Annotated in this window: 6 protein-coding genes; 5 read left to right on the top strand and 1 reads right to left on the bottom strand. The window is 65.7% G+C overall.

Annotation, left to right across the window (positions count from 1 at the left end; genetic code table 11):
- The first annotated feature begins 177 nt into the window (after nucleotides 1–177).
- From Q1L59_RS00880 to Q1L59_RS00860, 5 genes are read left to right on the top strand one after another with little or no spacing between them, the layout of a single operon-like run.
- The gene (locus tag Q1L59_RS00880; protein ID WP_300327408.1) at nucleotides 178–3,891 is read left to right on the top strand and encodes a DUF4132 domain-containing protein; all 3,714 of its coding nucleotides are present in this window, start codon (nucleotides 178–180) and stop codon (nucleotides 3,889–3,891) included.
- A 25-nt stretch (nucleotides 3,892–3,916) separates the two neighbouring features.
- Nucleotides 3,917–5,017, top strand: coding sequence for an AAA family ATPase (locus Q1L59_RS00875; RefSeq protein WP_300327407.1), 1,101 nt, complete (start codon nucleotides 3,917–3,919; stop codon nucleotides 5,015–5,017).
- Between the two features lie 13 nt (nucleotides 5,018–5,030).
- Nucleotides 5,031–7,505, top strand: a complete 2,475-nt coding sequence (locus Q1L59_RS00870; protein ID WP_300327406.1) for a DUF5682 family protein — start codon at nucleotides 5,031–5,033, stop codon at nucleotides 7,503–7,505.
- Nucleotides 7,502–8,629, top strand: a complete 1,128-nt coding sequence (locus Q1L59_RS00865) for a VWA domain-containing protein (protein ID WP_300327405.1) — start codon at nucleotides 7,502–7,504, stop codon at nucleotides 8,627–8,629. Before Q1L59_RS00870 ends, Q1L59_RS00865 begins: the two co-directional genes overlap by 4 nt.
- Nucleotides 8,626–10,878: an SWIM zinc finger family protein gene (locus tag Q1L59_RS00860; protein ID WP_300327404.1), complete on the top strand. Its 2,253-nt coding sequence runs from the start codon at nucleotides 8,626–8,628 to the stop codon at nucleotides 10,876–10,878. Before Q1L59_RS00865 ends, Q1L59_RS00860 begins: the two co-directional genes overlap by 4 nt.
- 74 nt (nucleotides 10,879–10,952) lie before the next feature.
- On the opposite strand, the gene Q1L59_RS00855 is transcribed toward Q1L59_RS00860, so the two are convergent.
- A partial coding sequence (locus tag Q1L59_RS00855; RefSeq protein WP_300327403.1) for a DUF4132 domain-containing protein occupies nucleotides 10,953–12,399 on the bottom strand: 1,447 nt, incomplete at its 5' end.

The raw sequence follows: 12,399 nt of genomic DNA, 5'->3' as shown, positions 1-12,399 counted from the left end.
GAGTCTGTGGGTCGAATTCGCCCTGCTCGGCATCGGCCATCTCCCACAGCGGCGGGCGGCGAGCCGGCGTGACAGGCGGCGGTGACGTTTGACGTCCGATGCACCCATTGGACATCCGCCGACAGCAAATCAAGTACACTCCGGCCCGATCACATCAATGAAGGTAGGGAGTCGCCAATGCTGAAGAAGTGGATCAGCACTCTCATTGCCGGCGCAGCGGCCGACACGCCCGATGGCGTTTCCGGGACCTGGGCTGCTCTTTTGCAGGAGGCGCTTGCCCCGCTCGACAAGGTGCAGGGCGCGCGTCCCGGGTTGGCGGCCGACATCAATGCCTATGTGCTCCGCGGAGAAGCGCTCGCGCTCCTCGATGAAGTCGGACACACCCCAGGCATGGCGGAAGGCCTGGGCCTCTTCGGTTACGCCAGACCAGACCGGTCCAGGGAAGCCTTCTACTCGGCGTTCGATCGTCTGCCCAATGGTGTGGCGCTGCGCTGGGCGCGTGTGCTCGAGGCCAGCCTGGCGGCGCACCATTCCTATTGTTCATATGCGCTTCCCGGCGGAATCCATTGGCCCGAGGCCCTGCTCCTGCATGCCGCCGAGCAGGCTTTGGGCGGCTGGTCCAGCGAGCCGCCGGTTCCGCGCGGGCTGACCATGTCGAAGCTCGAGGCGCTCTTGGCCGAAGCCGGCCTTGCCGAATCCGCCCTTCTCGTCGCGGCCGCCGCTTCGCCAGTCAATGCACGTTACGGTGCTGAACAGCGCCTTGGCATGGTGGCGCGTTTGCCCGACTTCACCGCGTCCCTGCACCGTCACGTCGAAGCGCTGCGTCCGCATCTTTCCCCGTCACTCGTCGCGCAACGGCTTCACGTGTTGACCCTGCTGAATGAGGCCGACGCGGCAACGGTGGCGTCGATTGCGGCGGAATTGGCAGACCTGGCGACGGCAACGAGCAAGCAGGTGCGTGCCGCGGCGGAGCCCTTGGTCAGAAAGTTTCCCGAGCCACTGATTGCTCCCTTGCAGAGCCTGGCGGTCGAAGGCAGGCCGGATCAGCGTGTCAGCGCGCTTCGCCTGCTCTGGGCACTGGCGCGGCAGCGTACAGACAACGCCTTGCTGGCCTTCGCGCTCGCCACGGCCAAAGCCGACAAGGCGCCGAATGTTCAAGCGCTGCCGCAGGAATGGCAAAGTGGCGAGCAGGCGGTCGCGGCAGATTCGGCGAGCGATGACTACCGCTATGAACTGCCAACGATCGAGTGGCGCACAGAGCTGTCGGCGGCAGCGTCGACCGCGCTCGATGATCTGTGGCGTGATCTCAATGCAGCGGTGGAAAAGGCGAACAAGCAGGCACGCGAACACCACGCACGCGGCCTGGAACGCGGCGAGAAGTGGCCATTGCGCCTGGCGCGCGAGTATTCATCGCTCGATCTGGTTCGTCTGCGCGACTTCATCGCCTCGTCCTCGACGACTTTCGCCGGCAAGGCGCGCCAGGATCACCACTGGGGGCTGGTAGACCCGGCGCTGGCGAAATTTTCGGCAAATCCCGCGCTGACGCCAGTTGTGGCAATGAAGACATTGCTGGCGCTGGGGCTGGTAACGCCTAACCGCGGCTTGCCAATCTTCCCGGCCCGTGTATTCAACGGGATGCACCGGGTGAGCGGGCGCCCGACGCTGCTCGAGGTCCAACAGCTTCTGGAACCGTTCGCAATCGGCCCTCTGGATGTCCTGAAAACTTATTGCCATACCTGGAACAGCCTTGCCGCCACCTGGCCCGACGAGGCGGTCTGGCCGTTCTTCGCGCACAACATTGATCTCCTGACGCAGCAGCTCAACCCGACGACGACGAAGGATTACTCGTTCGACCGTGCGGGATTGTTTCGCGTGATTGCGACTTTGCCGCGCCTGCCCGCGCGGTTGGTCAACGCGCTTTTCGACATCGCGCTGGGATCGGCGAAGAGCGAGCGTCTCATTGCGCAGGAGGCTCTGGCCAATGTGCCCAACAAGGAGGCGCGGATCATGCACGCGCTGGCGGATGGCAAAGGGGAAACGCGTGCCGCCGCCGCGCAGTGGCTCGGGCGCCTCCGCCATGTGCCGGCGATCGATCCGCTCGAAACGGCTGTTGCCAAGGAAAGACAGGACGTCGTCAAGGGCGCGATGATCGACGCCCTGCAGGCGCTGGGCCAACCGGTCGAGAAGTACCTCGACCGCCAGACCCTGGCTGCCGAAGCAAGGAAATCGCTCGCCAAGGGGCTGCCGAAAGAACTGGAATGGTTCCCCTGGGCGGCCTTGCCCGGTGTGCGTTGGGCCGACAGCGGCGAGTCGGTTGGCGACGACGTACTGCACTGGATGCTGGTGCAGGCCACGAAGCAGAAAACGCCCGAACCGAATGCCGTGCTGCGCAAGTATTGCGCGCTGTTCGACGCGCGCGACCGCGAGGCCTTCGGGCAGTTTGTCCTCGAAGCCTGGCTGCGTGAGGACGTACGGCCGATCACGCCGGAAGAGGCGCTGCGCCTGGCGCAGGGCCAGGCGCAGACCATGCACGGCTACATGCAGCGCTGGCCGCAGCATTACCAGGACGATCCCAACTTCGGACGTTCGGTCGAAGAGCTGACTGCGGTCTACCTGCCCCGCTTCCTGCGCCAGCCGGCGGGAAGTGCCATCGGCGGCAAGGGCGTGTTGGCGATGGCGGCAGCCTGCGCGGCCGAACGTGCGGCGGCACCCGTGCAACGCTACCTCAAGGAACACTACGGAACGCGCGCAGCACAGGGCAAGGCACTGATCGCGATGTTGGCGTGGATCGAACATCCGAGCGCGACGCAACTGATGCTGTCGATCGGCAGCCGCTTTCGGACCAGGAGTTTCCAGGACGAAGCGACACGGCAGGCGGAAGCACTCGCCGAACGCAAGGGATGGACACTGTCGGAACTTGCCGATCGGACGATCCCCACCGGCGGCTTCGACGAAACGGGGACCCTCGAACTGAGCTATGGCGAGCGAACCTTCACCGCACACCTGCTTCCCGATTTCAGAATCGAACTTCGCAACCCCAATGGCAAGAAGATCGCCGCGCTGCCAGAACCCCGGCAGGACGAAGATGCGGAACTCGTCAAGGAGGCGAAGAAGGCGTTCTCGGCGGCCAGGAAAGAGATCAGGAGCATCGTCGATCTGCAGACCGATCGCCTTCACGAGGCACTCTGCATCGAACGCGACTGGTCGTTCGACGATTGGAGCACCTATCTCAGTCGTCATCCGGTGGTCCGTCGCCTGATCCAGCGCCTGGTCTGGGCGCAGGTGGACCCGCAGGATGGAAGTCTGCGCGTCGTGCAAACCTTCCGGCCACTGGACGATGGCAGTTTGAGCGACGCCGACGACAATGAGGTGCAAGTCCCGCCCGAGGCGCGCGTGCGCGTCGCTCACGACTCGCTGCTGTCACCCGGGCAGATCGCCCAATGGCAGACACATCTTGCTGATTATCAAGTGGTGCCGCTCTTTCAGCAACTCGGCAAGGGGGAGTACATATTGCCCGCCGAAAAGGCACATGCGGACGCCATCGAGGATTTTGCAGGCTATCTGATCGAAACCTTCGCGCTGCGCAACCGCGCCCTGAAACTGGGCTATACGCGAGGCGCGGCAGAGGACGGCGGCTGGTTCTACGTCTACGAAAAGCGTTTTCCGACGCTGGGCATCGTGGCCTCGATCGAGTTTACCGGGAACGGGCTGCCCGAGGAGAACCGGACCGTGGCGCTGCTCAAGCTGTCGTTCGCGGCCACCCAGGGCGGCCGGATGAATCTTGACAAAGTGCCGAAAGTGCTGCTTTCCGAGTGCTACAACGACATGCGTCTGGTCGCTGCCGAAGGCAGCGGATTCGACGCCGAGTGGCAGAAGAAATCCGAGTACTGACCATCCGCAGACGAGCCCAAGATCCATGAACGAACCCACAGCGAAGGTGCTGCGCGCACCGGCCGAACTGATCCATGCCGACGAACTCGAGCGCCTGCGCGACAAGGATGCGGGGCCGCGGCCGCCCGGCTGGCAACTGTCGCCGCGCGCCGTGCGTCGTTTCATTGTCGGCGACGACAAGCTCGGCATCCGTCGCAAGTTCTACGGTGACGACGCACTGATCGACCGTTGCATCGTCACGCTGATGAGCCACCGCGGCCTTCTCCTGGTCGGCGAGCCGGGAACGGCGAAGTCGATGCTTTCGGAGTTGCTGAGCGCGGCGATTTGCGGTCGATCGGTCTGCACGATCCAGGGAACCGCCGGCACCACCGAGGACCAGATCAAGTACTCGTGGAACTACGCCTTGCTGCTGGCTGAAGGGCCGACGCCCAAGGCACTCGTTCCGGGGCCGATGTATGAGGCGATGCGGGCCGGCATTCTCTGCCGCTTCGAGGAGGTGACACGCGTCCAGCCCGAGATCCAGGACAGCCTGATCAGCCTGCTTTCCGACAAGGTGCTGCACGTTCCCGAGCTGGATGGCGACGAGTCAACCTTGTTCGCCGCGCGCGGCTTCAACGTGCTGGCCACGGCCAACATTCGCGACCGCGGCGTCCACGAGATGTCGAGCGCCCTGAAACGCCGCTTCAACTTCGAGACCGTGCGGCCGATCGCCGACCGCAAACTGGAAACCCAGCTCGTACGCGAGCAGACCGAGGCGCTGCTCAAGCAGGCGTCGGTCGAAGTCGATCTGCCGCACGATGTCGTCGATCTGCTGGTCACCGCCTTTCACGACCTGCGAGAGGGCATTACGTCGGAAGGCACGGTGATCGAGAAACCATCCGCCGTGATGTCGTCGGCCGAGGCGGTCGCCGTCGGTTACGCCGCCTGCCTGGACGCGCACTATTTCAATGACGGTGATGTCGGTGGTGAGCACATCGCTCGCCAACTGATGGGTACAGTGCTCAAGGACAATCCGGACGACGGCAAGAAGCTGCGCCATTACTTCGATGTCGTGGTCAAGCAGCGCGCGCAGCGCCAAGCGTCCTGGCGCCGCGTGCTCGAGGCACGCCGCGAGCTCGACCGCTGATCGTCGACGCATCGTGCCTGATCTGCTGAGCACGCAGAAGATGCGCGCCCTTGCCGCGCAACTGGTCGGTGACGAACTGGTCGTCTTTCCGGTTCGCCACCACAGCCCGGCGTGCGCGCTGCAGCTCTTGCGATTGTTCGCGGATTGCCGGCCCTCGACCGTCCTGGTCGAAGGACCGCGCTCCTTCACCCGGCTAATACCGTTGCTCGTGCATGGCCAAGCGCAGGCGCCAATGGCCATCTACACCTATGCGGTGGGCAAGCCAGGCAAGGCGGCCGCGGTGGATGCGGAGCAGGCGGACGACGCCGCCGATGAAAGTCGTCGCGCGGCCTACTACCCGTTCTGCGACTACTCACCCGAACTCGTGGCGCTGCGGGAGGCCACCAAGCGTGGTGTCCCCGCGCGCTTCATGGACCTCGACTTCGCCGAGCAATGCATGCTCGAGGCGGATCCGGAGGACCAGGAAGCCATGTCGCTGCTCGAGGAACGGCACTACCGGCGCAGCGCGTATTTGCAGCGGCTCGCCGAGCGTTTGGGATGTCGGGACCACGAGGAACTTTGGGAGCACTTGTTCGAAAACACCGCGCCGGCACTGACGCTGCGCGAGCATGTGGAGCAGGTCGTGACCTACTGCCACTTGGCGCGCTGCGACAACAGCGACGCCGAGCTGGCCGCCGACGGCAGCTTGCAACGCGAAGCCGAAATGGCCTGGCACGTGCAGCGAGCGCTGGCGCAGCGCAAGGCGAACGAGGGTCCGGTGCTGGCCGTAATGGGCGGCTTTCACGCGGTCGCCATGCCCGCACTGCTGGCGCAGCCCGTCAAACGACCGGTGCTGCGCAAGGGCTCAGTCAGTGACGAAGCGTCGGCGCTGATCCGTTACAGTTTCGACCGCCTCGAACGGCTCAACGGCTACGCGGCGGGAATGACCTCTCCAGCCTGGCATCAGCGGGTGTGGGAGGGGCTGCTCAAGCTGGAAAAAATTGGCCGGGGCAATGTCGCCAGACTCCGCACGGAATGTGCGCTGGCGGTGCTCGGCGAGATCGCGCTCGAGCTCCGCGACAAGCACCATCTGGCCTTGCCGATGCCGGCCCTGGCAGCCGCCTACGAGCAGGTTCTGCGGCTCTCGGCGCTGCGCGGCCGCCAGGCACCGTTGCGCAACGACGTCATGGACGGCGTCGTCAGCTGTTTCATCAAGGGCGATGCCGACGCCGACGGCGCGCTGGTTCACGCTGTCGCGCAGCGGGTGCTCGCCGGGCAGGCGCTGGGCAAGATTCCTGCCGGTGCGGGCTCGCCGCCCCTGGTCAGAGACTTTGAGTTCCGCGTCCGGCGCCAGCGCTTGAAGATCGACGACGGTGAGCCTCGCCGCCTGGTGCTCGACCTCTACCGCCGGCCCGAGCACCGCATCTCCAGCCGCCTGCTGCACGGCCTGAGCCTGCTCGGGGTACCTTTTGCCGTGCGCGTGGCGGGACCCGATTTCGTCCTTGGCCAGGGACTCGACCGACTGCAGGAGCACTGGGAGTACGCGCACACGCCGATGACCGAGGCGTCGTTGGTCGAGGCGTCGATGTATGGCGTGACCGTGCCGCTCGCCGTCGCCAACCGTTTCGTTGCGCGGCTCGACCAGATGCACGCCGACGGACAGGGTCGAGACGCGCGCGCTGCCGCCGCCGCGCTGGTTCAGGGGTGTGTCCTCGGGCTGCACGACCACCTGACGCGAGCGCTCGCGCAACTGCGCTCGGCGATCGCTGAAGACGCGGGTTTCGCCAGCGTGACGTCGGCCGCGATGAGCGTCGGCTTGCTGTGGGAGTCGCGTGAGCCGCTCGAAGCCCGGGACCTCGACGAACTGCCGGCGGTGTTGCGCGCGGCTTACGAGCGCGCGGTTTTTCTTGGGCGCGACGTCACGGACGCGGGCGCCGAGGCCAATGGCGTCATGGCCGCTCTGGCACAGTTGCGCGAGCTCTTACGCAGCACGGCGGGAGGGTCGCTCGACGGGAGCCTCTATTGGCAAATGGCGGAGTGGCTGTACCGCCAACACCGGTCAGCCCTGATCCGCGGCGCGTGCGCCGGCCTGCTCTACGCCGCAGGCATGCTGTCGGCAGACGATCTCGGCGTTGCCCTGAGCGGACATCTGGTTGGACTGGTGCAGCCACGAGACGCTGTCGCGTTCCTGCGCGGCCTGCTTCACACCGCGCGCGAGACCGCCTGGCAACAGGCGGAGGTCTTGAAGGTGATCGATCAATTGCTGGCGCGCTGGGATGAGTCGTCCTTTGTCGCCAGTCTTCCCGATCTTCGGCTTGCCTTTGCCGAGATGACGCCGCGCGAGACCGACCGCATCGCGGAAGCGGTCGCCCGGCTGCATGGCGAGGAAGATCTCGGCGGATTGCTGCATCACGATCTGAGCGAGGAACAACTGCAGGCCAACCTGGCGCTGTCGAGCGCCGTAGGCGAAGTGCTCGTTGCCGACGGCCTGTGCGGGGGCCGCGGATGAACGTCTTGCCGCGCTGGCGCCTGGTCCTTGGCAAGTTCGCCGACAATCGGCTGCAGAGCGGCCTGGGCGCTCAAGGGCTAGGCGAACGGTATCGACGCCTCGACCGTACGCTCGATTTCCTTTACGGACGCGAGTATCAAGGGCGCGGCTTGCGCAAGGACGGCGTCGGCGGCACGCTCGACCCTTCGCAACCGACCCTGGTCAATTGGCTTGGCGAAGTGCGCGAGCTGTTTCCTCGCGACACCGCCGAGGTCATCGAAAAGCACGCGCTGGACCGCTACGGCCTGACCGAGCTGGTCACCGACCGCCAGACGCTCGAGCGACTCGAACCGAATCAGCAACTGCTGCGCACCCTGCTTGGTCTGCGCCGACACATCAAGGGCGATGTGCTGCAGGTCGCGCGACGGATCATCCGGCAAGTGGTTGAGGAGATTCGACGGCAACTCGAGTCGGAGATCCGGCAGACGTTCGCCGGTCGACTGCAGCGCAGCCGGCATTCACCGTTCGCGCTGGCGCAGAACTTCGACGTCCTGGGTACGGTGCGACGCAATCTCAAGCATTTCGATCGGGAGCGCCAGCAACTGGTGATCGAGAAGGCCTTGTTCTTCGAGCGCAACAGCCGCCGCCTGCCGTGGGACATCATCCTCTGCGTCGACCAGAGCGGGTCGATGGTCGACTCGATCATCCATAGCGCGGTGATGGCGAGGATTCTCGCCGGACTGCCGGCACTCCGGGTCAAGCTCGTGGTTTTCGACACGAGCATCGTCGATCTCTCCGGCTACGTTGACGATCCGGTCGAGACCTTATTGAGCGTGCAACTGGGAGGCGGCACCAACATCGCACAGGCCATTCGCTACTGCACCCAACTCGTCGAGAACCCGCACAGGACGATCCTGGTGCTGGTCAGCGATTTCGACGAGGGAGGTCCGGCCGGCGAACTCGTGCGGGCGGTCAAGACGCTGGCCGAGGCGCGGGTCAAGTTGCTCGGTCTCGCAGCGCTCGATGGGCGGGCCGATGCGAGTTACGACAAGAGAATGGCGGAGCGACTGGCGGCGTGCGGCATGGAAATCGCCGCGCTGACGCCCCGGAGGCTCGCGCACTGGCTGCTCAAGGTGATTTCGTGAGCGGCGTCCGGCAGACCCTGCTCGCGCAACTGGCGCGTTTCGACGACGAAGCCTTTGTCGCCCTCGCCAATCGTGGCCTGTTGCGCCGGGCGCAGAAGGACCTCGACAAGGTGGCCGCGAACATCGTCGAGGAAACGCCGAACTATCTGGTCGTGCGCTTCGCCGAACAGAGCGTCCGCTTCGATGGACGGGGTCCGACGCATGCGCAATGCAGTTGTCCGGCAAGCGGCATCTGCCAGCACATCCTTGCCGCGGCAATGGCCTTGCAGCGGCTTGCCCAGTCGGACGAAGCGGCGGCGGTTCTTGCGGGCAACACCGACGCGCCTAGCGCTAGCCCTGGGCCGACCGGCGATTCGACTGGCGGGGTGGAGCCGGGCGAGCACACGGCGATGGTCGACAAGGCGACTGCGGGTGGCGGCGAGGCTGGCCGTGCCGCCGATGCGGAGGCCCCGGCCGCCTCCGAACTGGCCTCGCTGCATGACGCGTTGCTCGCCATTCCGCACGCCGAGTTGGTGAAGCATGCAGGCAAACCCGGCTATCGCTGGGCCTGGCAGTTCGTGCAAGACCTCGATCCGGAACACGGCGCGCACATCGGCGGGGACCGCCACATCGTCATCGCTTTGCAACGACCACGGGTGACGATGCGTTTCATGGGCGGGGGTGTCGGCAGCCTGGTGGCCGACAGTCAATCGGAACACCTGGCCAAATACCAGGTCGCCGCAGTGCTCGCCTATCGCCGCGCGCATGGCGTGCAGGATGCGCCGCCGGAGGTGCCGAGCAGGGCGAAGATGGCAGTCCTTGATCTCGGCAAGGATCATGCGTTGCCCGACAACGCCGCCGACGCAAGACAGGATTCTCGCCAGCGGCTGCGCTCAAGCCTCGTTCTGCTGCTGGAGGACTGTGTCGGCCTGGGCTTGTCGCATCTTTCACCTGGCATCCAGGAACGGTACGCGACGCTTGCCGTCTGGGCGCAGGGCGCCGAGTATTACCGGATGGCGCTACTCCTGCGCCGCATCGCCGACCATGTCGAACTGCTCCTCGAGCGCGCCGGCGGCGCCGACGAGCACCGCCTGTTCGACGAAATGACGATTGCCTACGGACTGGTCAAGGCGCTGGGCAGCGCCGCGACAAAGGGCGCGGAGCCGATGCGTCTGATCGGCCGGGCCCGCAGCCGCTACGAAGAGGCGGGAAACCTCGAGCTGCTCGGTCTCGGAGCCGTGCCCTGGCGATCGGCCTCGGGATACCTCGGCTTGACGATGTTGTTCTGGTCGCCGACGGAACAGGCCTTTCGCACCTGTACCGATGCGCGTCCGGAGCTGCAGCGCCGATTCAACCCGCGGCAGCGCTATTCCGCTCCCGGGCCGTGGTCTGGCCTGGCCTCACCTCAACAGGCGACCGGGCGTTGCGTTCGCCTCGTCAACGCGCTGGTCAATGACCAGGGTCGACTGTCGGCAGCAGAGGCCACGTCAGCGACCGTTTCCAGCCCGGGCGATTTCGTTGCCCGATTGAAGCCGTACGGGAGTTGGGGGGAAATTTCGCAACAGCGGGCCGCTTTCCGCAGCAGCCTGCTTGGTGAGGCGGGCGCGTGGCGCGACTGGATCGTCCTCGCGCCGGCAAGCTGGGGCGAGCCCAGGTTCGACGCAAATCGACAGATGCTGACCTGGCCACTGCTCGACGCGACCGGTAGACGCGTCGATGCCGAGCTGCCGTACTCGGAGCACAACGAGCACGCGATCCAGCGCATCGAACAACTCGCCGACGCCGGCGTACCGAACGGGGCGCTGCTCGTCGCCCGTTTACGAGGCAACGCGACGAATTTCGTTGCCGAGCCTTTGAGCCTGATTCGCCCAATCCCGCCCGGCAGCGACAATCCGGTCGATGCCTTGCATTTCGACGCCGCCCCGCGCCAGAGGCTTGCTTCACGCTGGCTCGACAAACTCCTGCGCCGGGACGGCGCTGTCGGCGCGGACGTGCCGCTGGCGGCCATCGATCGGCACGCTCCGCTGCGGACCTTCCGACAGTGGCTGCAACGCCAGGCCGAACGGGGATTCGCCGCCGAGCGCGTCGCCGCGTTGCGGCACGAGCTGGCGCTCGAGGTCGGGCGCCTCGCCGCCTTGGGCTACACCGCGTTTGCGCCGGCCGACGACGCTGGCGCCCTGTCGGCGGCGCTGCTGGTGGCGCATTACACCTGCCTGCAATATGAACGACTTATTGGCGATGGCCTATTCGCGAGCGACGAGGAGGGCTGATCCGGCGGCGCGGGCGGACTGGCGGTGCGGCTTTCGCCGATGTCCAGGGACCGTGCCCGACCCACATCGGGTGTTCAGGCCCGAGGCCGACCGCAAACCGCAGCGACCGCCAGGAAGTCGGCGTAGGCTTCTGCCAGCAGGACGGACGGCACTTGGTCGATCCGCAGACGGACAATATCGCCGTTGGCGTTGGCGCACGCAAAGCTCAGCGAAATCAGCTCGGCCTCGCCATCGAAGCCACCCCGGACGAAGATCCCCTCTACGTTAACGCTGACCACGACACCGGCTTTGCGGAAGTCCTTGGTGAAATCGTAGATACAGCCACCATCGTCGCACCCGCCACGGATATACCCGAGCTTCTCCAGGGCGCTGGACAGGATGCCCGGCGCCGTCGTCCCGCGCAGGGGGTTGTCGATCGCGAACGGCGGATTGGCGGCGTCGAAGGGCGGCGTGGGACGATTGATCTGTGGAAAGAACGGCGTCACCTTGTAGTCCCAGAGATGGGCCGTCCAGGCTTCGGCGTCGGCCGCGGACATCATGGTCCCGTGCGCAAGGCGGACGAGCGCATCTTTGTCGAGTTCGACGACATCATCCTCGGTGTCGATCGGCAACCGGTCAACGCCGGGACGAAAATGCCGCCGACCGGCGCCGCTGGCGTCAACTTCCTGCCAGATCAGTTGCTGCGCGAGACGGCCGAGGATCGGGTGCGCCATGATCAGTTCCTGCCACTCGCCCACCGTCCACACGCGGCCGGCGCACATCGCCTCGCGCAGCTCCGCACGTTGCTGATCGATTACCTGCTTCAGTTCCGCCTTGCAGTTGCTGAACTGTGCCTTGGCCGCCTTGACCAGTTCGGCGTCCTCCGCCGCGCGCGCCACGGGAAGCGCCTTGAGCACCTTGACCTCGGCATTCTTGAGTACCGCTTGCAGCGCGCCATCGAGCGAGACGTGGAATACGCGTTCACCGTAGTCCAGAGTCTGTTCGCCATTGTCGTCGAAACCGGCCGTCGGCACGCTGCGGTCGGCGAGCTGTTGCTCGGTCCAGTCATGCCGCAGCGCGATTGCCTCGATCAGCTCGCCGGCCCTGTCCTGAATCCGCGTCTTTCGGAAGTGATGCGAGACGGCGAGCAACACTTGCAGCGCCGCGGGCGCCTCGCTGTGGGCAAGCAGTTCGAGCAACGCCTCGATCTGGCCCAGGCGGGTATGGTGGTCGCGCAAGAAGGTGCGCGTGCGCGACGCCAGCTCCTGCCCGGGCGCCCGCGCGGCAAGGGCGAGGATGCCCTTGGCCCCGATGGCCGAGCCGACGCATCGTCGCCGTTTCTTGCGCATGTATTCGGTGAGCAAGGTCTCTCGTTCCTGGTCGGAGACCACCGGCCTAGTCGTCGGCTGATACCGCTGGCGAGAGGCGATGATCTGCCGCAGGTGCTCCTCGGCATACGCGAACACCGCACTTTCCGACGGTGGTCGCGTGTCGTGGGCGAGGAAGGCCCTGAGGATGAAACTGCCCAGTTGGCTCTGGCTG

The organism is Accumulibacter sp., assembly GCF_029255125.1.
Classification (GTDB): domain Bacteria; phylum Pseudomonadota; class Gammaproteobacteria; order Burkholderiales; family Rhodocyclaceae; genus Accumulibacter.
This window is presented reverse-complemented; position numbering and strand designations above follow the sequence as displayed.

What these genes read in the sequence shown, in the direction of transcription:
- Q1L59_RS00880 (WP_300327408.1), top strand. Translation starts at nt 178, where the DNA reads ATGCTGAAGAAGTGGATCAGCACTCTCATTGCCGGCGCAGCGGCCGAC.
- Q1L59_RS00865 (WP_300327405.1), top strand. Translation starts at nt 7,502, where the DNA reads ATGAACGTCTTGCCGCGCTGGCGCCTGGTCCTTGGCAAGTTCGCCGAC.
- Q1L59_RS00875 (WP_300327407.1), top strand. Translation starts at nt 3,917, where the DNA reads ATGAACGAACCCACAGCGAAGGTGCTGCGCGCACCGGCCGAACTGATC.